The following is a 25,309-nucleotide window of genomic DNA, read 5'->3' on the forward strand; positions in this document are numbered from 1 at the left end:
ATCTGACTAATGCCTCGTTCTCTGAAAAAAGGCCCATTCGTCGATGCGCACTTGTTCGCTAAGGTTGAAGCGGCTGTTGCTAGTAACTCTCGCAAGCCGATTAAAACTTGGTCTCGTCGTTCGATGATCCTTCCAGATTTTGTTGGTTTAACAATTTCTGTTCATAATGGTCGTAACCACGTTCCAGTAATTGTTACTGAGCATATGGTTGGTCATAAACTCGGTGAATTCGCGCCAACTCGTACCTATCGTGGTCACGGTGTTGACAAGAAGTCTAAACGTTAATAGGTGTCATGATGGAAGTAACTGCTAAATTACGCGGTGCCGCTATCTCGGCACAGAAAGCACGTTTGGTTGCAGATCTTATTCGCGGCAAATCTGTTGCGCATGCTTTAAATATCTTAAACTTCAGCAATAAAAAAGCTGCTGTTTTAGTGAAAAAAGCATTGGAATCTGCGATTGCAAACGCTGAACACAATAACAGTTTAGATGTTGACGATCTTAAAGTATCTACGATTTACGTTGACGAAGGCATGAGCCTTAAACGTATTATGCCACGTGCTAAAGGCCGTGCAGATCGTATTACTAAGCGTACTTGTCACATCACCGTTAAGGTAGGGGTTTGATATGGGTCAGAAGGTTCATCCAATCGGTATCCGCCTAGGTGTTGTGAAACGTCATAACGCTAACTGGTATGCGAATCCGAAACAATACGCTGAATACTTGCTTAAAGATCTTCAAGTTCGTGAGTTTTTAACTAAAAAACTTAAGAATGCGATGGTGAGCAATATTCTTATCGAACGTCCATCAGGCGCTGCTAAAGTAACTATTAGCACAGCTCGTCCTGGTATCGTAATCGGTAAAAAAGGCGAAGATATTGAGAAATTACAGCGCGAACTTACCAGCATTATGGGTGTTCCTGCGCAAGTAAGTATCAACGAAATTGATCGCCCAGACTTAGATGCGCGTTTAGTTGCTGAAGCTATCGCTTCTCAATTAGAAAAGCGTGTAATGTTCCGTCGTGCTATGAAGCGTGCGGTTCAAAACACTATGCGTGCTGGTGCTAAAGGTATCAAAGTTGAAGTGTCTGGCCGTTTAGGTGGTGCAGAGATTGCTCGTACAGAATGGTATCGTGAAGGTCGTGTACCTTTACATACGCTACGTGCAGACATTGACTATGCTACTATGCGTGCAGAAACAACTTACGGTACGATTGGTGTTAAAGTTTGGATTTTCCGTGGCGAGATTTTAGGTGGCATGAAACAAGTCATGAACCCTGCTCCTGCTGAAGATCGTCCAGCTAAACGTGGTCGTGGTCGTGGTGAAGGTCAAGAGCGTCGTGGTCGTCGCGGTGACCGTGCTGCTGACAAGGGAGAATAATCCATGTTGCAACCTAAACGTACCAAATTCCGTAAGGTGCACAAAGGCCGTAATACTGGTCTAGCGCATCGTGGTAGTACAGTATCATTTGGTTCGATTGCAATCAAAGCAACTGAACGTGGTCGTATGACTGCTCGTCAGATTGAAGCTGCACGTCGTACTATTAGCCGCCGTATTAAGCGTGGTGGTAAAATCTTTATTCGCGTATTCCCGGATAAACCAATTACTCAAAAGCCTCTTGAAGTGCGTATGGGTAAAGGTAAGGGTAGCGTGGAGTACTGGGTTTGCCAGATCCAACCAGGTAAGATCCTGTACGAAATTGAAGGTGTGAACGAAGAATTAGCGCGTGAAGCATTTGCTTTAGCTGCTGCTAAACTTCCGTTTAAAACCACTATCGTGACTCGGACGGTAATGTAATGAAAACTAAAGATCTACGTGAAAAATCGGTAGAAGAGTTGAAAGCTTTGCTTGATGAGCAACAGCTTAATCAATTCCGTCTTCGTATGGCGAAAGCAACTGGTCAGTTGGGTAAATCGCATGAAGTGCAAGTTGCTCGTAAGACAATTGCTCGTATTAAGACACTCCTTACCGAAAAACAGGGGAACGGACAATGAGTGAAAAAACAGTCCGCACGTTAACCGGCAAAGTAGTAAGCGACAAAATGGACAAGTCTATTGTTGTTCTTATCGAACGCCGCGTTCAACACCCGTTGTATGGCAAATCAATTCGCCGTTCAACTAAGTTACACGCTCATGATGAGAACAATGTTGCTAAACTTGGCGATGTTGTGACCATTAAAGAAAGCCGCCCAATTTCTAAAACTAAAGCTTGGACTTTAGTGGAAGTAGTTGAAGCAGCTGCTGAGTAATTCGACGTTCTTGTTGCATCATCGGTCAATTTCGAGTACTCTTTGAGCCTTTCGAAATTGTGACCGGTGATGCTCGGTTTTGGAGTAGGGCAATGATTCAAACCGAAACTATGCTCGACGTAGCAGACAACAGTGGTGCTCGCCGCGTACAATGTATTAAAGTACTTGGTGGTTCACATCGTCGTTATGCTTCTGTTGGCGACATTATTAAAGTTACTGTAAAAGAAGCAATCCCACGCGCACGTGTTAAAAAAGGTGACGTGATGAATGCGGTTGTAGTTCGTACTAAATTCGGCATTCGTCGTCCAGATGGTTCTGTGATCCGTTTTGATGATAATGCTGCAGTTATCCTGAACAACAACAAAGCTCCGATTGCTACTCGTATCTTCGGACCAGTGACTCGTGAACTTCGTACTGAACAGTTCATGAAAATCATTTCATTGGCTCCTGAAGTTCTATAAGAGGCAATCATGGCTAAGATTAAAAAAGGCGATCAAGTTATCGTGATCGCAGGTAAAGAAAAAGGCAAACAGGGTACTGTATTGTCTGTTTCTGAAGACCGCGTTAAGGTTGAAGGCCTTAACTTAGTGAAGAAGCATCAAAAGCCGAATCGTGTAACTGGCGCTGAAGGCGGTATCGTTACTCAAGAAGCTTCGCTTCATATTTCAAACGTGGCAATTTTAAATGCTACAACCCAGAAGGCTGACCGTGTTGGTTACCAAGTGATTGATGGCGTGAAAACTCGCGTTTATAAATCAAATGGTGAATCAGTGGCGGTAGCGAAGTAATAGGTTGAAAAGGCAATGGCCAGACTTAAAGCACGTTACAACGAAGAACTTAAAGCGAAGTTACAAGAAGAACTTAGCATTAAGAACGTGATGGAAATTCCACGCATCACAAAAATTACCCTAAACATGGGTGTAGGCGCAGCTGCAACTGATAAGAAATTATTAGATGGCGCTGTAGTCGACATGCAATTAATTGCTGGTCAAAAACCAGTAATTACACTTGCTCGTAAATCTATCGCTGGTTTCAAAATCCGTGATGGTTGGCCGATTGGTTGTAAAGTTACTTTACGTGGCGACCAAATGTACGAATTCTTGGACCGTTTGATCTCAATCGCAATCCCTCGTATCCGTGACTTCCGTGGTTTCTCTTCGAAATCATTTGATGGTCGTGGTAACTACTCAATGGGTTTGAAAGAGCAAATCGTTTTCCCTGAAATCGATTTCGATAAGATTGATCGTATTCGTGGTATGGATATTACTATTACTACGACTGCTCGCACCGATGACGAAGGCCGTGCGCTTATGCGTGCATTCGGCTTCCCGTTCAAATAAGAGGTCGATATGGCTAAGAAAGGTATGATTAATCGCGAATTGAAACGCGAAAAAACAGTTGCTAAATACGCTGCAAAACGTGCTGAATTAAAAGCTACGATTGCAAACGTAAATGCAAGTGAAGAAGAGCGTTTCGAAGCGATGTTAAAGTTACAAGCATTGCCACGTAATGCATCTCCGGTACGTCTTCGTAACCGTTGTGGTTTAACTGGTCGTCCTCATGGTTACTTCCGTAAGTTCGGTTTAAGCCGTAACAAATTACGTGACACAGTAATGCAGGGTGATGTACCAGGCGTTGTTAAGGCAAGCTGGTAAGGAGCGACTAAATGAGTATGCAAGATACCGTTGCCGACATGCTAACACGTGTTCGTAACGCACAAATGGCTAAGAAACAAACTGTTTCTATGCCTTCCTCTAAGTTGAAAGTTGCTATTGCAAACGTACTTCAACAAGAAGGTTATATTTCAAATGTAGAAGTTGCTCAAGAAGAGACAAAATCTACTTTGACAATTACTTTAAAATATTTCGAAGGCAAACCAGTTATCGAAATGGTTAAACGCGTAAGCCGTCCAGGTCTTCGCCAATACCGTGGTAAAGATAAACTTCCAAGCGTTAAGCAAGGTTTAGGTATTGCAATTGTTTCTACAAGCAAAGGCATCATGACTGATCGCGCTGCACGTGCTGCGGGCGTTGGTGGTGAAGTTATTGCTTTTGTTTCTTAATAGGTGATTCCTCATGTCTCGTGTGGCTAAAGCCCCAGTAACTGTACCTAATGGTGTAGCAGTTACTCAGAACGGCCGGCAGGTCGAAGTGAAAGGCAGCAAAGGTACATTGTCTTTCAACCTGCATGCGCTGGTCGAGCTAAAACAGGAAGAAGGTAAACTTCAACTTGCTCCAGTTAAAGAATCGAAAGATGCTTGGATGCAAGCTGGTACTGCTCGCGCTGTATTGAATAACCTTGTAAAAGGGGTTAGTGAAGGCTTCGAACGTAAGTTGCAGCTAGTTGGTGTTGGTTATAAAGCTGCGGTTAAAGGTACTGTTGTAAACCTTAACCTTGGTTTTTCACACCCAATTGACTACGCTTTACCTGAAGGTGTAACAGCGGAAACTCCAACTGCTACTGAAATCATTTTGAAATCAGCAAACAAGCAGTTGTTAGGTCAAGTAGCGGCAGAAATCCGTGCGTATCGTTCTCCTGAACCATATAAAGGTAAAGGTGTTCGTTATTCGGATGAAGTCATTCTTCGTAAAGAAGCTAAGAAGAAATAAGGCGCGAGGTTCTTATGAACGAAAAGAAACAATCCCGTTTGCGTCGTGCGAAAAGCACACGCTTGCACATTCGTGCATTGGGTGCGACTCGTTTGTGTGTAAACCGCACTCCGCGTCACATCTATGCTCAAGTTATTTCAGCAGATGGTGGCAAAGTTTTAGCACAAGCTTCAACTTTGGATGCATCTTTACGTAGCGGTACTACAGGTAATGTAGACGCGGCTACTAAAGTAGGCGCTTTAATCGCAGAGCGTGCGAAAGCAGCTGGTGTAACTAAAGTTGCATTTGACCGTTCTGGTTTTAAATATCATGGTCGTATCAAAGCCTTGGCTGATGCTGCTCGTGAAAACGGCTTGGAGTTCTAATCATGGCTAAAGTTGAACAAAACGAAGGTCTTGTTGAAAAGCTGGTTGCCGTTGATCGTGTAGCCAAAGTTGTTAAGGGTGGTCGTATCTTCTCTTTCACAGCATTAACTGTTGTGGGTGATGGTAATGGTCGTGTTGGTTTTGGTCGTGGTAAAGCACGTGAAGTTCCAGCTGCTATTTCTAAAGCACTTGAAGCTGCACGTCGCAACATGATTACTGTAGACCTTGCAGGTACTACTTTACAACACCCTGTGAATGCTCGTCATGGTGCAAGCCGTGTATATATGCAACCTGCTTCTGAAGGTACTGGCGTAATCGCTGGTGGCGCAATGCGTGCCGTTCTAGAAGCTGCAGGTGTACATAACGTACTTGCTAAATGTTATGGTTCTACTAATGCTGCCAACGTAGTAAACGCAACTTTCAAAGGTTTGCGTGATATGACTTCTCCTGAGAAAGTCGCTGCGAAACGTGGTAAATCAGTAGAAGAAATTCAAGGGTAATCAATCATGAAAACGATTAAAGTTACCCAGACTAAATCTTCTTCACATCGCTTGAAAAATCACAAGCTTTGCTTACAAGGTTTAGGTCTGCGTCGTATTGGTCATACTGTAGAAGTGCAAGATACGCCTTCTAACCGCGGTATGATCAACAAAGTCTACTATATGGTTAGTGTAGAGGAATAAGCCATGACTCTGCGTTTAAATGAACTTGCGCCTGCAGAAGGTGCAAAACGTGAACACCGTCGTTTAGGCCGTGGTATCGGTTCTGGCGTTGGTAAGACTGGTGGCCGTGGTGTCAAAGGTCAAAAATCACGTAAAAGTGGTGGCGTTCGTCCAGGCTTTGAAGGCGGTCAAACAGCGATTTATCGTCGTTTACCTAAATTCGGTTTCACTAGCCAAATCGCTTTAAAAACTGCTGAAGTACGTTTATCTGAGTTAAGCAAGGTTGAAGGCGACATCGTTAGCCTAGAAACTTTGAAAGCTGCGAATGTTGTTCGTCGTGACCAAATTCGTGCTCGTATCGTACTTTCTGGTGAAATCACTCGTGCATTCACTGTTCAAGGTGTTGCATTGACTAAAGGCGCTAAAGCTGCGATTGAAGCAGCTGGCGGTAAAGTCGAGGAGTAATCTCGAGTGTCTATGTCTCCTAGTTCTTCAGGTCATGTCAACATGATGAAAGGTCAGCCATTTCATGTGAAATATCGTGAAATTATTCGCCGGATGAGTTTTCTAATCGGTGCATTGCTGGTCTTTCGACTAGGAGCGCATATTCCAGTACCAGGCATTAATAATGCTGCGTTAGAAAATTTATTTCATGCGAACCAAGGAACTATTCTTGGGCTATTCAATATGTTTTCTGGCGGTGCTTTAGAGCGAATGTCTATTCTTGCTTTAGGGATTATGCCTTACATTTCTGCATCAATTATTGTGCAGTTAATGTCTACTGTAATTCCTTCACTTGAAGCCTTGAAAAAGGAAGGTGAGCAAGGTAAGCGTAAAATTAATCAATATACGCGTCAGGGCACATTGTTACTTGCAGTGGTTCAGGCAGTTGGTATGTGTGCAGGTTTGATAGGTCAGGGTATTACTCTGTCTGTTGGCCTTGCATTTTATATACCGGCAGTTACTTCACTTGTCGCTGGAACTATGTTCTTAATGTGGCTAGGTGAGCAAATCACTGAAAGAGGTATTGGTAACGGTATCTCAATGATTATTTTCGCAGGTATTGTTGCTGGTTTGCCTAAATTAATTATGCAATCAGTATCTTCTGTAGATAATGGTCAGACAAGTTTGATTGGTCTTGTAATCTTTGGTCTTTTGTCTTTAGGTGTATTGGCAGCCATTGTGTTTATCGAAAAAGCACAACGTCGTATTCCAGTAAACTATGCACAAAAGCAACAAGGTCGTCGTATATTTACAGCACAGCAGACGCATTTGCCATTAAAAATTAATATGGCTGGTGTTATTCCTGCGATTTTTGCAAGTTCTTTACTATTGTTCCCAGCTAGTCTTGGACAATGGGTAGGAAGTGCAGATCCAAATGCTGGTTTTATTAAAAGTAGCTTACAAGACTTAGCGTTAGTATTGTCGCCTGGACAGCCTTTGTATTTGGTGCTCTTTGGTGCGTTAATTATCTTTTTCTGTTACTTTTATACGGCTTTAGTATTTAGCCCTAAGGAAGTATCAGAAAATCTAAAACGCAGCGGAGCTTATGTGCCTGGTATTCGCCCAGGTGAGCAAACTGCTCGTTACTTAGATCATATTCTTAATCGTTTGACGTTTATTGGTGCGATTTATATTACGGTCATTTGTTTAATGCCAATGATTCTACAAAGCTCTTTTGGGATTCCATTCTATTTAGGTGGTACCTCATTATTGATCGTAGTAGTCGTGGTTATGGACTTTATGGCTCAGCTACAAGCGCATTTAACATCTCATCAATATGACAATCAAACATTAATGAGAAAAACGACTGCTCATCCTAAGGGATAAGCGCACTTAGAGGTTTCATCATGAAAGTACAAGCTTCTGTAAAGAAAATTTGTGGTAGCTGTAAAGTTATCCGTCGTAATGGGGTTATTCGCGTAATTTGTAGCGCAGAACCTCGTCATAAGCAGCGTCAAGGTTAATCTAATCAAGACCTGTTGATTTCAGTAGGCGAATTGGGTTAATATCCGCCCCTCAAGATTTTTGTGGGGCGGTTGATTATCTCTACTGCCTTTTTGGAGAAAGTGAATGGCTCGTATTGCCGGTGTAAACATTCCGGATAACAAGCATGCTGTTATCTCCCTCACTTATATCTTTGGTATCGGTCGCCACACTGCTAAGAATATCTTAGCTGCAGTTGGTATTACTGAAACTACTAAGATCCGTGAGTTGGACGATGCTCAGCTTGATGCGATTCGTGCAGAAGTTGCTAAGGTTCCTACCGAAGGTGACTTACGTCGCGAAATTTCCATGAACATTAAACGTTTAATGGATTTGGGTTGCTATCGCGGCCTTCGCCATCGTCGCAGCTTGCCTGTCCGTGGTCAACGCACCAAAACTAACGCACGTACCCGTAAAGGTCCGCGCAAACCGATTAAAAAGTAAGATTTCTGGAAGCTAAAAGATGGCTAAAGATACTCGCACACGCAAGAAGGTCACCCGTACCGTCTCTGAAGGTGTTGCACACATTCACGCGTCTTTTAATAACACCATTGTTACGATTACTGATCGTCAAGGTAATGCATTGGCTTGGGCCACCTCAGGTGGACAAGGCTTCCGTGGTTCACGTAAATCAACTCCGTTTGCTGCTCAGGTAGCTGCTGAAGTTGCTGGTAAAGCAGCTTTGGATTACGGTTTGAAAAATCTGGACGTCCTTGTAAAAGGTCCTGGTCCAGGTCGTGAGTCTGCGGTTCGTGCATTAGGCGCAGTGGGTTATAAGATTAACAGCATTACCGATGTGACTCCAATTCCTCACAACGGTTGCCGTCCACCTAAAAAACGTCGCGTGTAAGGAGAAACATTCATGGCTCGTTATATTGGTCCAAAATGCAAACTCTCTCGCCGCGAAGGGACAGACCTGCAACTTAAATCTGGCGTTAAACCATTTGACGTCAAAACTAAAAAAGCTAACAAAGCACCTGGTCAACATGGTCAGGCACGCGGTGGTAAGCAATCTGAGTATTCACTACAATTACGTGAAAAACAAAAAGTCCGTCGTATTTACGGTGTGTTAGAACGTCAATTTAGTAACTACTATAAAGAAGCAGCTCGTGTTAAAGGCGCAACAGGTGAGAACTTGTTGAAATTGCTTGAAAGCCGTCTTGATAACGTTGTTTATCGCATGGGTTTTGGTTCTACACGTGCAGAAGCTCGTCAGTTAGTAAGTCACCGTAGCATTACTTTGAATGGTCGTCGTGTAAACATCGCATCTATTCAAGTTAAAGCTGGTGATGTAATTGCGGTTCACGAAGGTGCTAAACAACAATTGCGTATTAAAAACGCGATTGAGTTAGCTACACAACGTGGTATTCCAGCTTGGATCGAAGTTGATCATTCTAAGCTTGAAGGTACGTTTAAAGCTGCACCAGATCGTTCTGATTTACCTGCTGAAATCAACGAAAGCTTGATTGTAGAATTGTATTCTAAATAATCCTTGAGGTAGCAATAATGACGCGTACTGCAAACGAGTTTCTAACTCCGCAAGCGATCAAGGTCGAAGCGGTAAGCGGGACCTCGGCAAAAGTGATTCTAGAACCTTTAGAGCGTGGTTTTGGCCATACTCTAGGTAATGCTTTACGTCGCATTCTATTGTCTTCTTTACCTGGCGCTGCTGTGGTTGAAGTAGAGATAGAAGGTGTCGAGCACGAGTACAGTACTTTAGAAGGCTTGCAGCAGGACATCGTCGAGCTCTTGCTGAACCTAAAAGGATTGTCTATTAAGCTGTTCGATCAAAATGAAGCATATTTAACATTAGAAAAACAAGGTCCTGGCGATATTACTGCTGCTGACCTTCGTTTACCTCATAATGTTGAAGTGGTTAACCCAGAACATTTAATCGGTACTTTAAGTGCTTCAGGCTCATTAAAAATGCGCTTGAAAGTTGCTCAAGGTCGTGGTTATGAAACATCTGATTCTCGTTTTCCTGAAGGTGAAACACGTCCTGTTGGTCGTTTGCAATTAGATGCTTCTTATAGCCCAATTAAACGTGTTTCTTACACCGTTGAAAATGCGCGTGTGGAACAACGTACCGATTTAGATAAACTGGTAATCGACCTTGAAACAAATGGAACGGTTGATCCTGAAGAAGCTATCCGTAAAGCGGCAACAATCTTGCAACAACAAATTGCAATTTTCGTTGATCTTCAGAAAGACCAAACTCCAGTTGCTCAAGAGCCTCGTGAAGAAGTTGACCCAATCTTGCTTCGCCCAGTAGATGATCTAGAGCTTACTGTTCGTTCTGCTAACTGTTTGAAAGCAGAAAATATTTACTACATTGGTGATCTTGTTCAACGTACTGAAGTTGAGTTGTTAAAAACTCCTAACCTTGGTAAAAAATCGTTAACAGAGATCAAAGATGTTTTGGCATCGAAAGGCTTACAACTCGGTATGCGTCTTGAAAACTGGCCACCAGCTAGTCTTCGTATGGACGACCGTTTTGCCTATCGTAGCCGTTAATTAAGTAGGACTATCACCATGCGTCATCGTAATAGTGGTGTGAAATTAGGCCGTACAAGCAGCCATCGTAAAGCGATGTTCCAAAACTTGGCTAATTCTTTATTTGAACACGAGTTGATCAAAACAACTGTGCCTAAAGCTAAAGAATTACGTCGTGTTGCTGAGCCTTTAATCACTCTAGCAAAAAACGATACTGTAGCAAATCGTCGTTTAGCATTTGCTCGTACTCGTAATGCTGCAACTGTTGGTAAATTATTTACCGTACTCGGCCCTCGTTACAAAGAACGTAACGGCGGTTATCTACGTGTTCTTAAAGCGGGCTTCCGTGCTGGTGATGCAGCACCGATGGCTTACGTTGAGCTTGTAGATCGTGAAGTAAACACTTCAGCTGAATAATTGATTTTATTCAAAAAAGACCGGTTTTATACCGGTCTTTTTTATTTCTAGTCACAAAATAAATTATAAAAATGTCCTCAAGTGATATAAAAAAGCAGATAAACGGTCAAACTTGACATTGTGTATTGTCAAAATTGTGTTTTAATAAACTTATATTCTCAACAATGGGTATAAAAATAAAATGGAAAAGCAAGTTGATATTTTAATCATTGGTGCAGGTATTTCAGGAATCGGAATCGCTGCTCATTTGTCAAAAAATTCACCACAACGACAGTTCGAGATTTTGGAACGTCGTGAGTCTTTTGGTGGAACATGGGATCTTTTCCGTTATCCTGGTATCCGTTCAGATTCAGATATGTCTACCTTTGGTTTTAACTTTAAACCATGGTGTAAAGCGAATGTATTAGCTGATGGTGCTTCTATTAAAGGTTATTTAGGCGAAGTAATTGATGAATATAAATTAAAAGAAAAAATTCATTTTGGTCATCGTGTACTTTCTGCTAATTATGATTCTGCCTCAAAAAAATGGCAGGTTGTAGTAGAAGATAGCAATAAAAAACAGCAGACTTGGATTGCAAATTTTGTTGTTGGATGTACAGGTTACTATAACTATGATCAGGGGTATGCGCCTTCTTTCCCAAATCAAGAAGCATTTAAAGGGCAGCTTATTCACCCACAGCATTGGCCGGAAAATTTAGATTACGCAGGTAAGAAAGTCGTTATTATTGGTAGTGGTGCAACAGCAATTACTTTAGTACCAGCCATGGCTAAAGGTGGAGCAGGTCATGTCACCATGTTGCAGCGTTCTCCAACGTATATTGCTAGTGTTCCTTCTATCGATTTCATCTATGAAAAAACGCGTAAATTTATGTCTGAAGAAGCAGCTTATAAATTTACCCGTGCTCGCAACATTGGCATGCAACGCGCTATTTATGCATTGTCTCAGAAGCATCCGAAAACTGTACGTCGTTTACTTTTAAAAGCAATTGAAGTGCAACTTAAAGGTAAGGTTGATATGAAGCATTTTACGCCTTCATATAATCCTTGGGATCAGCGTTTATGCGTAGTGCCAGATGGTGACTTGTTTAAGATTTTACGTGAAGGCAAAGCAAGTGTAGAAACTGATCAGATTGAGAAATTTACCGAAAAAGGTGTTTTGCTTAAATCTGGCAAACATCTTGATGCTGATATCGTTGTTTCTGCAACAGGGCTACAAGTTCAGATTATGGGTGGAGTTCAGGCTACTCTTGATGGGAAACCAATCAACTCATCTGAACATATGCTTTATAACGGCATAATGCTCAGTGATGTACCAAATATGGCGATGATAATTGGCTATGTGAATGCATCATGGACACTTAAAGTGGATATCGCTGCCGAATATATTTGTCGCTTATTAAACTATATGGACAAAAATAGTTATGATGAAGTGATTCCATCGGGTGATAAGACGGTGATGGAAGAAGATACCGTGATGGGTAAACTATCTTCAGGCTATATTAACCGTGCAGCTCATGAACTTCCTAAACAGGGTAAACGTGCTCCATGGCAGGTGACTAATAACTACCTCGAAGATAGAAAGTCCCTAAAAAATGCGACATTTGAAGATGGTATTCTTCATTTTCATAAGCGTTCTGAAGCAAATGAACGTAAACCCAAATTAGTATCCTAAGTCATGTTAAATAAGAAAAGGGGCGTAATGCCCCTTTTCTTATGAAGGTATTAAAGTGTTCTTGAAATTAATTCTTTCATGATTTCATTTGTACCTGCATAAATTCGATTTGCTCGATGATCTATGTAGGCACGCGCAATTGGATATTCAAGCATATAACCATAACCACCATGCAATTGAAGGCATTCATCTACAATCTTCGAGAACATATCAGAAATTTTATATTTAGCAGCTGCGGCAGCTTCGACACTCAATTTTTCTTCAAGTTGTAATTCCATACAACGATCTAGATAAGTACGGCAGAAATCTATCTCTGTTCTAAGTTCAGCAAGTTTAAAGCGTGTATTCTGAAATGCGCCTATAGGTTTACCAAATGCTTTACGATCTTTTGTATATTGAACGGTATGCGCAAAGGCTGCTTCAGCGCCTGCCTGACAAATAATAGCAACTAACATTCGTTCCCATGCTAATTCTTTCATGAGCATAATAAAGCCCATACCTTCCATGCCTAAAAGGTTTTCTTTAGGAACGCGAACGTTATCAAAGAATAATTCGCAAGTATCCTGACCTTTCATTCCTATTTTGTTTAGAGGTTTACCTTTACTAAAACCAGCACGGTCTGCTTCCACAATAATTAAGGATAAGTTCGCCGAACCTTTATCACTATTACCAGTTTTACAAACGACTACGGCCATGTCGCATAGGTAGCCATTCGTAATAAAAATTTTAGAGCCATTAATAACATATTCATCACCATCAAGTACGGCTGTGGTTCTTACCGCTTGTAAATCTGAACCCGTACCCGGTTCTGTCATGGCAATAGCGGTGACCACTTCTCCAGTTGCCATTTTAGGTAACCATTTTTGTTTTTGTTCTTCATTACCAAAATTATTAACGTAATTAGCAACAATGTCGGAATGCAAAGAGAAACCGGTACTCGAGTCCATCGCATATGCTTGTTCTTCGATAAGAATCATACTGTATAGACGATCTACCCCAGAACCACCATATTGCTCTGGCATTGTGGTGCAAAGAAGACCTAATTCTCCAGCTTTATTCCAAAGATCTCGGTCCACATGTTGCTGTTTTTCATATTTTTCTATATTTGGAACTACTTCCTTTTCATAGAATTTACGGACGGTCTCACGGAAGGCTTCATGTTCTTCATTAAATAAGTGTCTCGGTAACATATTTGGAATAGGACGGATGGCACCAGATTGCATTTGTATTTCTTCCTTGGTTCAGGTGTGATGTTATGTCCCTAAACATACGGAAGCATTTCATACCTAACAATGTGATGAATGCTCAATTATGAGAACAAGATGATAAATTTGGTCAATTTGATATTTTTAGCGATCTTTGGAAGGTGATCAGGTAAACTAGGCGCACTATCAACGCAGATGGGGAAATAAATGTCTGACGAAATGACCTTGGAAGAACGTAAAGTAATTTATCGAGCACGCCGCGGCTTAAAAGAAATTGACGTCTATTTTGACCCGTATGTAAAAAACTATTATTTGAAAGCTGATCCGGCAGAAAAAGCATTGTTTGCAGAGTTAGTTGAGCAAGAAGATCCAGATTTATTAGATTGGTTCATGGAAGTTTCTGAACCTCCACGTACAGAGTTACGTGAATTTATTTATAAATTAAAACAGTATGTGCATGGCTAAACTGTTTTGATGAAAGAATTAAATTTTAAGCTGAAATATAGCCGTGTCTCGGTAATATTTCAGCTTTTTGTTGGTTTGGGCTTAGCAATCCTGCTTTATCAATTATTAACACCTATGTGGTGGCTATGTGCTCTTATTCTTTTATCTATTAGTTTTATCTTCTTTTTAAAGCAAACACGAATATCTCAAATTGTATATTTAGATCAAAAATTATGGTCGGTTGCATACACCTCTCAAAACGCGATTCACCGGTTAGCAATTATTAAAATAATTGATTATCAGATATTCATAGTCGTTTATTTTGAAGGAGGACCTACGAAAATAGCTATTATTTGGTACGATCAGCTTCCTATTCAGCAGTGGAAAAGGATAAAAGTTTTAGAAAAACTCTATTAATTGTTAGACAATTCTACATTTGTATATTTATTTAAAAATTATAAAAAACAGAAGGTTAATAATTATTTTCTTGCTTGAGTTCAGGATTGTCTAATTAAAATATAGAAAAAAGCGAAGGAAAGGTGATTGTCTGACAATTTCACCTATAGGTATTTATTTGATCGGTTAAAGTACAAACACCAACGTAAAGTGTGTCGGAGGTCTCAAAATGGAGATGCCAACATGGTCGTTCTTGGTCATTGCCATAATTTTGGCAGTGGTAATAGGAAGAGCAGGAACTTTACTCAGGGAACATCTTAACAAAGTTAATTTTAACAAAGTTAAGAGACAGAGGATGCAAGGTCGTCGATCAGTCAATTATTAAATTGGTTAGTCGATTAATTTCATCAAGTGTCCAGTTTATTACTGGGTGCGATTGTAGTAAGGAGGTCTCTCATGGAGATTTCAATGTGGATGTTTCTGTTAATTGCAGTAGTTATGGCTGTAGTAGTAGGAAGAGCAGGAACTTTACTTAAGGATTATATAGAACAAAAATAATATAAGCCGTTAAAAGCTTATCCCAGTTAATAAGTAGCATGTGCTGAACCGTCGCAATGCTACTTTTTTTTGCCCAAAATTTCTGTTTCCTCGAAAAACTGTCAATTTTATCTGCTGTGAAGTGTGTCAAAGTATAAGCGCTACAATTAGAGTAATTACTCTTTTATTCAGGATATGCATCTGCTAATGTACATCTGAAAAGGAAAAAACAAATTACATAGAGGACAGGAAGATGTCTAAAGTCCAAAAAATAAGCCAAGGTCTGGCGGTGAGTTTTCTTGCAGCTTCAGTTTTATCAGGTTGTTCTTATGTGGTAAAAACCGGAGCCAATGTTGCTTTAGGCTTTACTGAAAAGCATATGATTCCACCTATTCTTGCTATGCAAGATGCTGAAATGGTCTGTAATTCAGGTAATGCTTTAACTCCAGCAATTATGTCTACTAAAGGTATGGGAGCAGACCCTACACGTGTTGCAGTATTACTATATGCGGCGTCGGGTGTCTGTGCTGAAAACCAGGCTTTAGAGGCAGAATTACGTTATTTGCGGGCTTCAAAAGCGGGACAGGTAACAGAAGCTCAGGATGCTCGTATTGCACAAAAACGTTGGGCTGCAATTGCGGCTGAACGTCAATATACGGGTTATAAGTTATTTGCTGACCGTTGGGAATCTAAATATAAATATCATTTAGGTGATTCTTGTCCAACAATGCGTAGTGACTTAGATCAAACTGTCTATTTAATGGGAATGATCAGTGGTCTACAAGCTGTGACCAATGATATTAACTCTGGTGGCGCAGTGAATGTTCCTAAAGATATCGCTGCTATTGTAGAGCGGGGAATGGTCTGCCTAGATAATGAAAAATTCTGGGGAGCGCCTAACGCAACGCGTGCTGTTATATGGACTTTATTACCTGGTGCAGATGAGGGTAAGCCAGATCCATATCAAACTTTGAAACAGTCAGTGCAATTAGGCGAGCAAAAAGGTGTTCGCTTATCTCATGCTTTATATGCAGTGGCTGCCCAAGCAAGTGGTGATGATGCAAAAATTCGTGATGCATTAAGATCATATGCGGCATCTCAAGCTGATGATAAACCTGTCAATCCGAACTTTAAGTTAATTGATAGTATGGCAGGCCTTATTGTACGTGGTATCTCTGACCGTTACTGGACCGAGCATACTGGCGTACGTACCGGAGATGATGGAATGTCTCATTTCTGGGATGATAAGAATGAAGGTGCAGCAGAGCTAGATGAATTGTTTGATGGCGGAGCTGCTTCTGAAGTTCCTGCGGATTCATCTACTACACCAGCAGCGCAGTAAAAATATTTGAAAGACTAACTTCTTGCGAGTCTATTGTTAAGTTCTACAATAATTGCAAGAAGTTTAATTTCAAGGAGTGTGCCATGAAGGATCATGTACTGAATAGGAAAGTGCTTTTGGTCGCAGTGTGCATTTCCATTTCTGCGTGTCTACAGGTGTTTCCTGATACTTTTATTTATTGGCGTGACAGTTTACTTGGCGAATTCTGGCGTTTATGGACAGCGCACTGGGTTCATGTAGGTTGGATTCATTTTCTTTTAAATATGATGGCATTTGCCTGTTTACCCTTTATCTTTCCACATACAAAAGCATGGCATATTTTAAGCCTGCTTTTGCTGTTGCCACCTTTTATTAGTTTGGTGTTCTACTTTTATTTACCTTATATCGAAGCGTATGCAGGGCTGTCTGGTGTATTACATGGGCTATATACAGCGGTTGCTTTAGTGTATTTGCAATATCGTAAAGAGCGTAATTTTGCTCTTTTGGTTCTAGGATTAATCGTAGCTAAACTCATATGGGAAAATACATTCGGGCAAACAGGAACTGCCCAGTTAATAGGAAGTCCTGTTTTAACTGAGGCCCATTTATATGGAGCGATAGGTGGAGCAATTTTTGGGGGATGCTATTGGCTTGTGCAGAGATTAAAAAAGAAACATTGACAATACAAACTGTTAAAAAAGTGATTTTAGTCATTCTTTATTCATAAAGTTTGATGCAAATTTGATCGTTGAATAAAGGGATTGGTAGAAGGGGGATGGATTTAACCCCTGACCAAGAAAATTGCATGACTCAAACTCCTGTTTTTACAGGTTTTTGAGAGAACAAAATTGGAATATTTATGCAAGAACATCAAGAAAAAAGATCTGGATTAGGTCTGCTGGGTTATATCTGGAACGAATGGATCTCAACATTCGTCATCCTTATTCTGCTATTAATGACTCTAATTATTGGTACCGGGGAAATGATCCACGGACAATTATTACGTATCGGGGAGCGCCTCTATGGTGACCCTGCTACAGGTATGCAATATTCTTTTTTGCGTGCTGAGCCAGAAAAGCCAACTTGTGATCGACATCCAAATATCGATGCTCAAGTAAAAGAACAAATGAAAGCGAATGCATCTGATGATTTCGCGAGTTTCTTTGGTGCAGCATCGGAAAGTGATGTCCGTGCATCACTACTCGCAGCGCAGCAACAATGTGATGAAAAATACCAAGCGTATGATAAAACCATTAAATATATCGAAGCTAACCCAGGGGTACGTACTTACCGTGCTATTGAGACTGGTTTCTTTGGTATTTTTAAATTCGGTACAGAGAACCGCGCTATTTTACTCATCTTTATGGTTCTGATTTCTGCGATCACTGCATCGTTGAAATATCACCATATTGGCTTACGTAATCCGGCAACAAAAATAGATTACAAAGTGTATTCCCTCTTTATGTTGATTGGTAATGCACTACTTAGCTTCTCGGTAATTAGTCAGTATCGTTCAGTCATAAATTCTGGGGTAACACCTACCTATGAAACAGTAACGATTTACTGGATCTGGATGATTCTATTTGTTGTACTGACCTTAATTAGTTTGTATCAATTATTTTTCTCACCTCCACCAAAACGTGAAGGCGGTAATATAGGTTTGGCCTTACTATCGGTGCCTTTATATGCTTACATGGCACTAATTACAGGCATCGTATTTACATTCTTTATGGATTACCCAATGGGGCAAGGGATTTACCTTGGTTTATTGGTTGAGTTCTCAGGTATCTTCTTAAACCTTGCCTTGTTTATTTGGGCAGGTATGCTTTTGACTCAAACACGTGTTATGGATTTGTTCCTTAATGTGCTTCGCCCATGGAACTTGGCGCCAGAAACTTTAACGTGGTTAATTCTAATTGCTGCTGCTGTACCAACAGCTTATACAGGTGCATCAGGTATTTTCGTAATCGCAGCTGGTGCAATTATTTATAAAGAAGTCTGGAATGCAGGTGCTCGCCGTCAATATGCGTTGGCTGTGTCTGCCATGTCAGGTTCTTTGGGGGTAGTTGTACGCCCATGTCTATTGGTCGTTTTAATTGCAATGCTTGATAGCCGCCATGTAACGTCCGATGAATTGTTTGGTCATGGTATTTATGTATTTTGGTTAACTGCATTTATTTTCTTGGGTGTTTCCTTACTTTTGGCTGAAGAAAAATTCCGTGTAAATTCACCAAAAGTTGCGATTCCAGGCATGATGCGTGCCTTTATTCCCGTAATTCCATATATTCTGATCACTGCTGTTGTTCTTGCGATCTATAAATATGCGCTAGATACAGGAATGAATGAGTTTACTGCACCAGTAATTTTGCCATTAGTCCTCATAGCAATGATCTTGTATGACAAATTGGTCGCTACCAAAGAAGCTCCTGCAATTAATATTCATGAGGCGATTGTTCGTGAACACGAACAAAAATCACCATTCCTTCGTGCGCATGATCCGCATAGTTCTCAATTCCGTCTTGGTTTTGGTGGAGCACTTCGTTTTGCGACCTCAGAAACTGTAGGCCATATTGGTGCTCTAATTATCTTGATGGCATTGTCTGCAAGTGTAGGTGGTTTAATTGAACGCTCTGAAGTGGTTGAATTATTGCCGACCCATTTAGGCAGTATCTATATCTCACTTGCATGTATTGCGTTATTACTTGCCATTATTGGTATGTGTACAGACCCATTTGGTGCTGTAATTTTAGTTGCTGCAACTATTGCACCTGTGGCATACGAAAATGGTATCCATCCAATCCATTTCTGGATGATTGTATTGGTTGCATTCGAATTTGGTTATGTAACACCACCAGTTGCCTTGAACCATCTACTCACGCGGTTGTCCGTCGGAGATGATGAAGTGAATGCTGCTGATGCTGAAGCGAAAGAGAAATATACAAGTTTCTACTTCCGATATGAGCGCTGGTTGCTACCAATTATTGTCTTGTTCTCATCATTGGTATTAGTGACTTACGTACCGTATGTATTTAAGTTATTCGGTTGGTATCATTAACTTAAATTAAAGTATCGGTTATATAAAAAAGCCTTCCTAAACGGAGGGCTTTTTTTATAAGTAGATTGAGTAAATTTAGAAAAAGATAATTAATACTATTTTTAAATCCAAATAAAAAAAGCTAAAGATAGATGACTTTAGCTTTTTTAAGAGTCCGCTCAAAAACTATTGCTGTTTAAGCTGAGCTTCAAGCAATTTAACTTGTTCTTCCTTCAGTTTAGTTAATTGATCAGCGTCAGCATGCTGAGCTTTTAAGTTGGCTTCCTGATCTTTTAACTGATGATGGATATCTTCAAGTTTTGATACTTCTTCTTTTGCTAAAGACTCTTGGGCTGGTACAGGTTCTTTAAGCACCTTCTCACTGACAAGTTGCTGAGAACTTGCATTTTCAGCTAAAGGTTCAGAGCTTGGTGATGGATCAGCAGGTTGAGCAGGAGCGGGCGTCGATACAGGTTGAGGATCAACCAGTGGTGCTGACGACTCAGTTTTTTTAAAAAACCATTGTGCTGCAAAAAAAAGCACTATGAGAATGCTTAAGCCCCCAATTAAAATCCATAATAATTTTGAGTTTTGTTTTCTTTGTAGTGGCATGTTTAAGACCTTTAGTCGGGACGACGTGGCTTGAACTGTATTACCCCAATTTCATCAGGTATAGCAGGCGTCTCAGGCTCATCAACATGAGTCGGACGATTTTCGCTATAACCGCATTCAATACATTCAATCCATTCATCTTCTGCGGTGGTTAGCATGACAATCCGATCCATGGCTTCACATTTTGGACATTTTGCCCCAGCAATGAAACGTTTTTTCATCTTTATCACCCTAACCACACGATCAATTTAGGCCCATAGTTTAAGCGGTTTTGTTGTCATTCGTCCAACCTTGATGACGTAACAACGCGTCAATTTTAGGTTCGCGCCCACGGAAATTAACAAATGCCTCAAGCGCGGTATCTTTTCCACCCACAGCTAAAATTGCTTGACGGAATTCTTTACCTGTTTGAGTGTTAAAAATACCTTCATTTTCAAAACGATCAAACGCATCACTTGCTAAGACTTCTGCCCATTTGTAAGAGTAATAACCCGCGGCATAACCACCAGCAAAAATATGACTAAAACTATGTTGGAAACGGTTGTAGTCGACAGTAGGAACGACTGCATACTGCTTACGAATGTCGTTTAAGGTCTGCTGAATTTGCTCACTGTTTAGTGCAGGTGTTTTTGTGTGAATGGTCAAGTCAAACAACGCAAATTCAAGCTGACGCAAAGTTTGCATACCAGATTGGAAGAATCGGGCATTTAATAAAGCATCCAGTAACTCTTGTGGCAAAGTTTGTTTACTATCGATGTGTTCACTTAGTACATCAAGGCTTTCTTTATCCCATGACCAGAATTCCATAAACTGGCTTGGTAGCTCTACTGCATCCCAAGCAACACCGTGCGTTCCTGCAACCGAGATGTTATCTACCTCTGTCAACATGTGATGTAAACCATGTCCGAACTCGTGGAATAAAGTAATCACTTCGTCATGAGTCAATAAAGCAGGTTGATCACCTACCGGAGGGGTGAAATTACACACCATATAGCAAATTGGTTTTTGTAAGCCATGAAGCGTTTGCATACGTGAGCGGAAACCATTCATCCATGCACCACCACGTTTGCCCGTACGAGCATAGATGTCAAAGAAGAATCCACCAATCACTTGGTCTTGGTCTTCTAATTCAAAATAACGTGCATCTGGATGCCAGACAGGTGCTTGTCTTTCGATAATATTAATGCCGTATAGGCGCTGCACAATCTGGAATAATCCCTGAAGAACTTTAGGTGCAGGGAAATAAGGTTTTAAAGCTTCTTGAGATAAGTTGAATTGTTGCTGTTTAAGCTTTTCAGAATAGTACGTTGTATCCCAAGGTTTGAGTTCATCTACACCATCTTCTTTGGCAATTTCTTGAAGTTCCGCAACTTCTTTAAGCGCAGGAGCACGCGCATGTTCTGCTAGATCAACCAAAAACTCATGTACTGTTTTTACGTCTGGCGCCATTTTGCTTGCCAGAGAATATTCAGCATAGTTATTGAAACCAAGTAGTTTCGCCATTTCCTGACGAAGACTCAAAATTTCTTCCATAATTTTGCTGTTATCAAACTCAGTTTGTTCAGACTGTTCGGATGCGCGAGTTACATAAGCTCTATAAAGCTCTTCACGCAATGCACGGTCATCTGCATAAGTCATGATCGCAAAATATGCTGGGAAATCGAGGGTTGCTACAGCTTGGTCAAGTTCACGTTGTTTGCCGTACTGTTTTAATAGCTCAATATTACTTTCTGGAAGGCCTTTTAACTGATCTTCGGTAAGTGGTTTAAAGTAAGCCTGTGTTGCATCAAGTACGTGGTTTGAAAAATCAGAAGAAAGCTGTGAAAGACGTGCAGAAATCTCTGCATAACGTTTTTTCTCTTCACCCTCTAAGGCTACACCAGAAAGTTTAAAGTCACGTAAAGCGAGGCGAATAGCACTTTGTTGGGCTGGGCTAAGCAATGTATAGCTTTGATCATCATGGATGTGTTGATATGTCTGATAAAGTGCTGTGTGTTGACCAAGCTGAGTGTAATATTCACTCAATGCTGGTAATAAGGATTGATAAACTTCTCTCGTTTCTGCATTACTCATTACCGCATTTAAATGCGATAAAACGCCCCATGATTCACTCAGATTATTCTCAAGCGTATCGACTTGCTCAAGTACGGAAAGTTGCTGTGCTCTATCTGTAGGTGCAGCTGTAAGAGTATTTAAAAATTCCTGACCTGCTTGAATTGCTTGCTGGATGTCTTGTTTTAAATTTTCTAATTTAATTTGGTCAAAACGCGGAGTTGGTAAAGTCGCTTGCTGTAAAGTCATTGCTAATAGCCACATTATTTTTTAAACATGGTATTAGATGTAGGTCCTCTCAAGCCGGAAATCAAGCTTAATGTGTAAAATAACCCTTTTTAAAAAGAAATAAGCCTCCTATTGGAGACTTATTACTGAAACGTGATAATTATTTACCCACTATTCTGCCTTTGATTTTGCATTCGACTTTTTCTTTTTAGGCTTAGATTTCTTCTTCACCTTCTCTGGTTTAGCCTCAGCTTTTGCTGAGGTTTTTTTACCAGATTTTTTGGTGTAAGAACTTGGCTTACTTTTTTCTTTCTTTTTATGAACAGGTCTTTCACCGTCGCTACTAACAGTTGGTTTGCTAAAGACCTCTTCGTTAGCCTGAGCAGCTGTTTTAGTGGTGCGTGGTGCACGACTACGAACTACTCGGCCTGCATGGGTAACTTGCTTAATAAGCTGAAAGTCAATTTTACGTTCTTCCAGATTGACGCCCGCAACCTGAATTTTAACTTCATCGCCTAGACCAAAGACTTGACCACGATTTTGACCTACCAGATTTTGGCTCGCTTGGTCATAAATAAAGAAGTCATCGCCGAGTTGGCTAATATGAATCATGCCATCGACATATAGATCTTTCAGCGTCACAAACAAACCAAATTCGGTTACCGCACTCACAATACCAATAAACTCATCCCCTAAATGCTGTTGCATGTAGTGGCACTTCAACCAAGTGGTTACGCTGCGAGATGCTTCATCAGCACGGCGTTCTGTTTGAGAGAAATGTTCACCTGCATCATCTAGTGCAGCACCAGAGAGTGGATAAGGCTTTTGTTTGAGATGTGCTTTAATGGCACGGTGCAATAATAAATCTGGGTAACGACGGATTGGCGAAGTGAAATGTGTATAAGCTTCATAAGCCAAACCATAGTGCCCTGCATTTTTTGCGCCATAATAAGCTTGCATCATTGAGCGTAATAAAACGGCATGAATGCTTGGTGCATCAATACGATCTTTGGTTGCTTCAATAACTCTTTGGTAGTCCGCTTGAGTTGGCTGGTCAGGGAAGGGTAGACCCAGTAATTTTACGAAGTCTTTTACTTTCTGAATACGTGAAAACTCTGGAGCTTCGTGCACGCGATATAACATTGGAACATCATGTTCCAATGCATATTCTGCGGCAGCAACGTTAGCAAGTAACATACATTCTTCAATGAGCTTATGTGCTTCATTACGTGTACGTGGCAAAATTTCTTTAATCCCGCCTAGCTCATCAAAAGTCATGTAGGTTTCAATGGTTTCAAATTCCATTGCATGACGATCAGCACGTAAATTTTTCAAAATCTGATAAAGCTGGAAAAGCGTATTTAAAGATTTATGAACATCACGATCTTTTGGAATCGCATCTGTGGCGCCGTCAAAATATTGTGCTACCTGTGTATAGGTCAAACGTGCTTTTGAATGCATGACTGATGGATAAAACTCATAACCTGTTACACGGCCTGTACGAGAGAGTTTTAAGTCACAGACCATACATAGACGGTCTACATGAGGGTTCAGAGAGCACAAACCGTTTGACAAAGCCTCTGGTAGCATCGGTAATACAAAGTGCGGGAAGTATACCGAAGTTCCTCGTTCCTCAGCTTCTTCATTGAGGGCTGAGTCTAAGCGGACATAATGACTCACATCAGCAATTGCGACGACTACACGGTAACCACCGCCTGAACGTTTTTCTGCATAAACCGCATCATCAAAATCTCGAGCATCTTCACCATCGATCGTAACTAATGCTAAATCTCTTAAATCAATACGGCCTTCACGATCTTGAGCGGATGGCTCTTTAAAACTTTCAGCTTCTTTTAAGACTTGATCTGGAAATTCGTAAGGTAAGCCAAACTCAAGAATGGTCTGTGGAATAATAATTTCTGTATCAGCTTTATCGGCCATAGACTGAATAATATGCGCCGTCGCAAACTCTTCACGAGTCGGATAACTATCTATTGCGACACGTAGCATATCGCCAACATTTGCTTTGGCGTGTGTTACTAATTCTTTTTCTAAAGGAATAGGTTGGTGCTGATTTGGATTGTTGGGTTGAATAAAATATTCGCCATCGTGAACTGACAATTTACCAATTAATTGTTTAACGCGATGCTGTAAAACTTCTGTGATAAAACCCCATGGTTTACCTTTACGGTCAACCGAAGTCTGGCGCACTCTAACTCGGTCACCATTAAATACTAAACGTAATTCGCGTTCAGGAAGTAAAAGATCAGTTTGACCATCAATATGTGCCGTACCTAAACCTTTACTATTAATATAAACAGTTGCTTCATAGGTTGGTTGATCTGCCACCAACTGAAATTTAAAACCGTCTTTCATGATTTGGCCGTCACGAACCATAGCACTTAAGCGGTGACTTAGAGCTTCAATACTTTTTTGGTCATGAATATTAAAATGATCGACAAGTTCTGCATGAGATTGCGGTGTCTGCAATTGTTCCAATGTATCTAAAATAAGAGTACGGCTTGGAATAGGATTGTCATAACGTTCAGCTTCAGCTTTCGCTTCGGGGTCAGCCCAGTTTTTTGTCATGTCGTTTGGTTTCACGCTTGGCAGATAAGTTTAGCATAAGTCATGCAGACCCGAACTGCACGTTTAGGTTTGCAATAATGTGTTATGCACTACAGTATTTTGATGAAGAAATAATATCTATCTTAACAAGCGTTTGATCGAAAAAGACGAAAATAATGAGGAAATTGCTTAAAAAATAATTCATTGAACTAAAAAACAAGAAAATTTCACTATGATGACTTGAACAATAGGGTTTTAGTTTGTATTATGGCGGCTCGTTCCGGTGAGGTGGATGAGTGGCTGAAATCACTTCCCTGCTAAGGAAGCATACCTATTACTGGTATCGAGGGTTCGAATCCCTCTCTCACCGCCATTTACTTAATGCGCTCATAGCTCAGCTGGATAGAGCACTTGGCTACGAACTAAGGGGTCGGGAGTTCGAATCTCTCTGAGCGCACCA

33 protein-coding genes, 2 tRNA genes and 1 pseudogene are annotated in these 25,309 nt (G+C 40.8%); 31 read left to right on the forward strand and 5 right to left on the reverse strand.

Annotated elements, in window-relative coordinates; translation table 11 throughout:
* The first annotated feature begins 9 nt into the window (after positions 1-9).
* The 24 genes and pseudogenes from rpsS (at position 10) to KTI78_RS12045 (ending at position 12,452) form a co-directional block, all read left to right on the forward strand.
* On the forward strand, positions 10-285 hold the full coding sequence (rpsS, locus tag KTI78_RS11930) for a 30S ribosomal protein S19 (RefSeq protein WP_001138119.1): 276 nt from the start codon (positions 10-12) through the stop codon (positions 283-285).
* A gap of 11 nt (positions 286-296) precedes the next feature.
* On the forward strand, positions 297-626 hold the full coding sequence (rplV, locus tag KTI78_RS11935) for a 50S ribosomal protein L22 (RefSeq protein WP_001982638.1): 330 nt from the start codon (positions 297-299) through the stop codon (positions 624-626).
* A 1-nt stretch (position 627) separates the two neighbouring features.
* Positions 628-1,444 (forward strand): annotated as a pseudogene (gene rpsC / locus KTI78_RS11940) (30S ribosomal protein S3).
* Positions 1,384-1,797, forward strand: a complete 414-nt coding sequence (gene rplP, locus KTI78_RS11945; RefSeq protein ID WP_002049688.1) for a 50S ribosomal protein L16 — start codon at positions 1,384-1,386, stop codon at positions 1,795-1,797. Before rpsC ends, rplP begins: the two are co-directional and overlap by 61 nt.
* On the forward strand, positions 1,797-1,994 hold the full coding sequence (rpmC, locus tag KTI78_RS11950) for a 50S ribosomal protein L29 (RefSeq protein ID WP_000849928.1): 198 nt from the start codon (positions 1,797-1,799) through the stop codon (positions 1,992-1,994). The genes rplP and rpmC overlap by 1 nt, the downstream gene beginning before the upstream one ends.
* Complete coding sequence (rpsQ, locus tag KTI78_RS11955) at positions 1,991-2,248, forward strand: 30S ribosomal protein S17 (RefSeq protein ID WP_002116661.1); 258 nt, start codon at positions 1,991-1,993, stop codon at positions 2,246-2,248. Before rpmC ends, rpsQ begins: the two co-directional genes overlap by 4 nt.
* A gap of 92 nt (positions 2,249-2,340) precedes the next feature.
* Positions 2,341-2,709 (forward strand): 50S ribosomal protein L14, encoded by a 369-nt coding sequence (gene rplN, locus KTI78_RS11960; protein ID WP_001982634.1) that lies wholly within the window; start codon positions 2,341-2,343, stop codon positions 2,707-2,709.
* A 9-nt stretch (positions 2,710-2,718) separates the two neighbouring features.
* Entirely contained in the window at positions 2,719-3,036 is a 318-nt protein-coding gene (gene rplX, locus KTI78_RS11965) for a 50S ribosomal protein L24 (RefSeq protein ID WP_002116820.1), read from the forward strand.
* Between the two features lie 15 nt (positions 3,037-3,051).
* Positions 3,052-3,588, forward strand: coding sequence for a 50S ribosomal protein L5 (gene rplE / locus KTI78_RS11970; RefSeq protein ID WP_002116961.1), 537 nt, complete (start codon positions 3,052-3,054; stop codon positions 3,586-3,588).
* A gap of 9 nt (positions 3,589-3,597) precedes the next feature.
* Entirely contained in the window at positions 3,598-3,903 is a 306-nt protein-coding gene (rpsN, locus tag KTI78_RS11975) for a 30S ribosomal protein S14 (RefSeq protein WP_002049689.1), read from the forward strand.
* Positions 3,904-3,914: 11 nt separating this feature from the next.
* Positions 3,915-4,310 carry a 30S ribosomal protein S8 gene (gene rpsH, locus KTI78_RS11980; RefSeq protein WP_002049732.1) on the forward strand — a complete coding sequence of 132 codons (396 nt, stop codon included), beginning with the start codon at positions 3,915-3,917 and terminating at the stop codon, positions 4,308-4,310.
* A 13-nt stretch (positions 4,311-4,323) separates the two neighbouring features.
* On the forward strand, positions 4,324-4,857 hold the full coding sequence (rplF, locus tag KTI78_RS11985; protein ID WP_002116801.1) for a 50S ribosomal protein L6: 534 nt from the start codon (positions 4,324-4,326) through the stop codon (positions 4,855-4,857).
* A 14-nt stretch (positions 4,858-4,871) separates the two neighbouring features.
* Positions 4,872-5,222 carry a 50S ribosomal protein L18 gene (rplR, locus tag KTI78_RS11990; RefSeq protein WP_002049741.1) on the forward strand — a complete coding sequence of 117 codons (351 nt, stop codon included), beginning with the start codon at positions 4,872-4,874 and terminating at the stop codon, positions 5,220-5,222.
* Between the two features lie 2 nt (positions 5,223-5,224).
* Positions 5,225-5,722: a 30S ribosomal protein S5 gene (rpsE, locus tag KTI78_RS11995; protein ID WP_001141025.1), complete on the forward strand. Its 498-nt coding sequence runs from the start codon at positions 5,225-5,227 to the stop codon at positions 5,720-5,722.
* 6 nt (positions 5,723-5,728) lie between these two features.
* Positions 5,729-5,905, forward strand: coding sequence for a 50S ribosomal protein L30 (rpmD, locus tag KTI78_RS12000; RefSeq protein WP_000849088.1), 177 nt, complete (start codon positions 5,729-5,731; stop codon positions 5,903-5,905).
* 3 nt (positions 5,906-5,908) lie between these two features.
* A complete protein-coding gene (gene rplO / locus KTI78_RS12005) occupies positions 5,909-6,349 on the forward strand; it encodes a 50S ribosomal protein L15 (RefSeq protein ID WP_002116985.1) in 441 nt (146 codons plus the stop codon).
* Between the two features lie 45 nt (positions 6,350-6,394).
* Complete coding sequence (gene secY, locus KTI78_RS12010; RefSeq protein WP_014207743.1) at positions 6,395-7,714, forward strand: preprotein translocase subunit SecY; 1,320 nt, start codon at positions 6,395-6,397, stop codon at positions 7,712-7,714.
* Between the two features lie 20 nt (positions 7,715-7,734).
* On the forward strand, positions 7,735-7,851 hold the full coding sequence (rpmJ, locus tag KTI78_RS12015) for a 50S ribosomal protein L36 (RefSeq protein ID WP_000867907.1): 117 nt from the start codon (positions 7,735-7,737) through the stop codon (positions 7,849-7,851).
* Positions 7,852-7,957: 106 nt separating this feature from the next.
* Positions 7,958-8,314, forward strand: a complete 357-nt coding sequence (gene rpsM, locus KTI78_RS12020) for a 30S ribosomal protein S13 (RefSeq protein ID WP_000090815.1) — start codon at positions 7,958-7,960, stop codon at positions 8,312-8,314.
* Between the two features lie 19 nt (positions 8,315-8,333).
* Positions 8,334-8,720 (forward strand): 30S ribosomal protein S11, encoded by a 387-nt coding sequence (rpsK, locus tag KTI78_RS12025; protein ID WP_001040166.1) that lies wholly within the window; start codon positions 8,334-8,336, stop codon positions 8,718-8,720.
* 12 nt (positions 8,721-8,732) lie between these two features.
* Positions 8,733-9,359, forward strand: coding sequence for a 30S ribosomal protein S4 (rpsD, locus tag KTI78_RS12030; protein ID WP_062850165.1), 627 nt, complete (start codon positions 8,733-8,735; stop codon positions 9,357-9,359).
* A 17-nt stretch (positions 9,360-9,376) separates the two neighbouring features.
* A complete protein-coding gene (locus tag KTI78_RS12035) occupies positions 9,377-10,384 on the forward strand; it encodes a DNA-directed RNA polymerase subunit alpha (protein WP_002116730.1) in 1,008 nt (335 codons plus the stop codon).
* A gap of 18 nt (positions 10,385-10,402) precedes the next feature.
* Positions 10,403-10,780: a 50S ribosomal protein L17 gene (gene rplQ / locus KTI78_RS12040; protein WP_002049717.1), complete on the forward strand. Its 378-nt coding sequence runs from the start codon at positions 10,403-10,405 to the stop codon at positions 10,778-10,780.
* 181 nt (positions 10,781-10,961) lie between these two features.
* Complete coding sequence (locus tag KTI78_RS12045; protein ID WP_239967797.1) at positions 10,962-12,452, forward strand: flavin-containing monooxygenase; 1,491 nt, start codon at positions 10,962-10,964, stop codon at positions 12,450-12,452.
* Positions 12,453-12,502: 50 nt separating this feature from the next.
* Here the strand turns inward: KTI78_RS12045 and KTI78_RS12050 are convergent, their stop codons facing one another.
* The gene (locus KTI78_RS12050; protein WP_016142979.1) at positions 12,503-13,675 is read right to left on the reverse strand and encodes an acyl-CoA dehydrogenase family protein; all 1,173 of its coding nucleotides are present in this window, start codon (positions 13,673-13,675) and stop codon (positions 12,503-12,505) included.
* A gap of 189 nt (positions 13,676-13,864) precedes the next feature.
* Between KTI78_RS12050 and KTI78_RS12055 the strand changes: the two genes are divergently transcribed.
* From KTI78_RS12055 to KTI78_RS12075, 5 genes are all read left to right on the forward strand, one after another.
* A complete protein-coding gene (locus tag KTI78_RS12055; RefSeq protein ID WP_016142980.1) occupies positions 13,865-14,122 on the forward strand; it encodes a succinate dehydrogenase assembly factor 2 in 258 nt (85 codons plus the stop codon).
* 6 nt (positions 14,123-14,128) lie between these two features.
* Positions 14,129-14,518 (forward strand): hypothetical protein, encoded by a 390-nt coding sequence (locus KTI78_RS12060; protein WP_224993476.1) that lies wholly within the window; start codon positions 14,129-14,131, stop codon positions 14,516-14,518.
* A gap of 769 nt (positions 14,519-15,287) precedes the next feature.
* The gene (locus KTI78_RS12065) at positions 15,288-16,376 is read left to right on the forward strand and encodes a hypothetical protein (protein WP_016142981.1); all 1,089 of its coding nucleotides are present in this window, start codon (positions 15,288-15,290) and stop codon (positions 16,374-16,376) included.
* A gap of 83 nt (positions 16,377-16,459) precedes the next feature.
* Positions 16,460-17,035, forward strand: a complete 576-nt coding sequence (gene rrtA, locus KTI78_RS12070; protein ID WP_262446213.1) for a rhombosortase — start codon at positions 16,460-16,462, stop codon at positions 17,033-17,035.
* A gap of 179 nt (positions 17,036-17,214) precedes the next feature.
* Positions 17,215-19,410, forward strand: coding sequence for a TRAP transporter large permease subunit (locus tag KTI78_RS12075; RefSeq protein WP_262446214.1), 2,196 nt, complete (start codon positions 17,215-17,217; stop codon positions 19,408-19,410).
* Positions 19,411-19,575: 165 nt separating this feature from the next.
* On the opposite strand, the gene KTI78_RS12080 is transcribed toward KTI78_RS12075, so the two are convergent.
* From KTI78_RS12080 to rnr, 4 genes are all read right to left on the reverse strand, one after another.
* Entirely contained in the window at positions 19,576-20,001 is a 426-nt protein-coding gene (locus KTI78_RS12080; protein ID WP_262446215.1) for a hypothetical protein, read from the reverse strand.
* An 11-nt stretch (positions 20,002-20,012) separates the two neighbouring features.
* Positions 20,013-20,222 (reverse strand): YheV family putative zinc ribbon protein, encoded by a 210-nt coding sequence (locus KTI78_RS12085; protein WP_016142985.1) that lies wholly within the window; start codon positions 20,220-20,222, stop codon positions 20,013-20,015.
* Between the two features lie 40 nt (positions 20,223-20,262).
* A complete protein-coding gene (locus KTI78_RS12090) occupies positions 20,263-22,317 on the reverse strand; it encodes a M3 family metallopeptidase (protein ID WP_262446216.1) in 2,055 nt (684 codons plus the stop codon).
* A 135-nt stretch (positions 22,318-22,452) separates the two neighbouring features.
* Positions 22,453-24,870, reverse strand: a complete 2,418-nt coding sequence (gene rnr / locus KTI78_RS12095) for a ribonuclease R (RefSeq protein ID WP_262446217.1) — start codon at positions 24,868-24,870, stop codon at positions 22,453-22,455.
* Positions 24,871-25,131: 261 nt separating this feature from the next.
* Here rnr and KTI78_RS12100 point away from each other — a divergent pair.
* Positions 25,132-25,222, forward strand: a tRNA-Ser gene (locus tag KTI78_RS12100).
* 10 nt (positions 25,223-25,232) lie between these two features.
* Positions 25,233-25,309: transfer RNA gene (locus KTI78_RS12105), tRNA-Arg, on the forward strand.

The sequence above is a fragment of the Acinetobacter sp. WU_MDCI_Abxe161 genome (assembly GCF_025514355.1).
Classification (GTDB): domain Bacteria; phylum Pseudomonadota; class Gammaproteobacteria; order Pseudomonadales; family Moraxellaceae; genus Acinetobacter; species Acinetobacter pittii_E.

Bases quoted from the DNA above. Each gene is read 5' to 3' on its own strand.
- rpsS (WP_001138119.1), top strand. From the start codon at position 10: ATGCCTCGTTCTCTGAAAAAAGGCCCATTCGTCGATGCGCACTTGTTC.
- rplV (WP_001982638.1), top strand. From the start codon at position 297: ATGGAAGTAACTGCTAAATTACGCGGTGCCGCTATCTCGGCACAGAAA.
- rplP (WP_002049688.1), top strand. From the start codon at position 1,384: ATGTTGCAACCTAAACGTACCAAATTCCGTAAGGTGCACAAAGGCCGT.
- rpmC (WP_000849928.1), top strand. From the start codon at position 1,797: ATGAAAACTAAAGATCTACGTGAAAAATCGGTAGAAGAGTTGAAAGCT.
- rpsQ (WP_002116661.1), top strand. From the start codon at position 1,991: ATGAGTGAAAAAACAGTCCGCACGTTAACCGGCAAAGTAGTAAGCGAC.
- rplN (WP_001982634.1), top strand. From the start codon at position 2,341: ATGATTCAAACCGAAACTATGCTCGACGTAGCAGACAACAGTGGTGCT.
- rplX (WP_002116820.1), top strand. From the start codon at position 2,719: ATGGCTAAGATTAAAAAAGGCGATCAAGTTATCGTGATCGCAGGTAAA.
- rplE (WP_002116961.1), top strand. From the start codon at position 3,052: ATGGCCAGACTTAAAGCACGTTACAACGAAGAACTTAAAGCGAAGTTA.
- rpsN (WP_002049689.1), top strand. From the start codon at position 3,598: ATGGCTAAGAAAGGTATGATTAATCGCGAATTGAAACGCGAAAAAACA.
- rpsH (WP_002049732.1), top strand. From the start codon at position 3,915: ATGAGTATGCAAGATACCGTTGCCGACATGCTAACACGTGTTCGTAAC.
- rplF (WP_002116801.1), top strand. From the start codon at position 4,324: ATGTCTCGTGTGGCTAAAGCCCCAGTAACTGTACCTAATGGTGTAGCA.
- rplR (WP_002049741.1), top strand. From the start codon at position 4,872: ATGAACGAAAAGAAACAATCCCGTTTGCGTCGTGCGAAAAGCACACGC.
- rpsE (WP_001141025.1), top strand. From the start codon at position 5,225: ATGGCTAAAGTTGAACAAAACGAAGGTCTTGTTGAAAAGCTGGTTGCC.
- rpmD (WP_000849088.1), top strand. From the start codon at position 5,729: ATGAAAACGATTAAAGTTACCCAGACTAAATCTTCTTCACATCGCTTG.
- rplO (WP_002116985.1), top strand. From the start codon at position 5,909: ATGACTCTGCGTTTAAATGAACTTGCGCCTGCAGAAGGTGCAAAACGT.
- secY (WP_014207743.1), top strand. From the start codon at position 6,395: ATGAAAGGTCAGCCATTTCATGTGAAATATCGTGAAATTATTCGCCGG.
- rpmJ (WP_000867907.1), top strand. From the start codon at position 7,735: ATGAAAGTACAAGCTTCTGTAAAGAAAATTTGTGGTAGCTGTAAAGTT.
- rpsM (WP_000090815.1), top strand. From the start codon at position 7,958: ATGGCTCGTATTGCCGGTGTAAACATTCCGGATAACAAGCATGCTGTT.
- rpsK (WP_001040166.1), top strand. From the start codon at position 8,334: ATGGCTAAAGATACTCGCACACGCAAGAAGGTCACCCGTACCGTCTCT.
- rpsD (WP_062850165.1), top strand. From the start codon at position 8,733: ATGGCTCGTTATATTGGTCCAAAATGCAAACTCTCTCGCCGCGAAGGG.
- KTI78_RS12035 (WP_002116730.1), top strand. From the start codon at position 9,377: ATGACGCGTACTGCAAACGAGTTTCTAACTCCGCAAGCGATCAAGGTC.
- rplQ (WP_002049717.1), top strand. From the start codon at position 10,403: ATGCGTCATCGTAATAGTGGTGTGAAATTAGGCCGTACAAGCAGCCAT.
- KTI78_RS12045 (WP_239967797.1), top strand. From the start codon at position 10,962: ATGGAAAAGCAAGTTGATATTTTAATCATTGGTGCAGGTATTTCAGGA.
- KTI78_RS12050 (WP_016142979.1), bottom strand. From the start codon at position 13,675: ATGCAATCTGGTGCCATCCGTCCTATTCCAAATATGTTACCGAGACAC.
- KTI78_RS12055 (WP_016142980.1), top strand. From the start codon at position 13,865: ATGTCTGACGAAATGACCTTGGAAGAACGTAAAGTAATTTATCGAGCA.
- KTI78_RS12065 (WP_016142981.1), top strand. From the start codon at position 15,288: ATGTCTAAAGTCCAAAAAATAAGCCAAGGTCTGGCGGTGAGTTTTCTT.
- rrtA (WP_262446213.1), top strand. From the start codon at position 16,460: ATGAAGGATCATGTACTGAATAGGAAAGTGCTTTTGGTCGCAGTGTGC.
- KTI78_RS12075 (WP_262446214.1), top strand. From the start codon at position 17,215: ATGCAAGAACATCAAGAAAAAAGATCTGGATTAGGTCTGCTGGGTTAT.
- KTI78_RS12080 (WP_262446215.1), bottom strand. From the start codon at position 20,001: ATGCCACTACAAAGAAAACAAAACTCAAAATTATTATGGATTTTAATT.
- KTI78_RS12085 (WP_016142985.1), bottom strand. From the start codon at position 20,222: ATGAAAAAACGTTTCATTGCTGGGGCAAAATGTCCAAAATGTGAAGCC.
- KTI78_RS12090 (WP_262446216.1), bottom strand. From the start codon at position 22,317: ATGTGGCTATTAGCAATGACTTTACAGCAAGCGACTTTACCAACTCCG.
- rnr (WP_262446217.1), bottom strand. From the start codon at position 24,870: ATGACAAAAAACTGGGCTGACCCCGAAGCGAAAGCTGAAGCTGAACGT.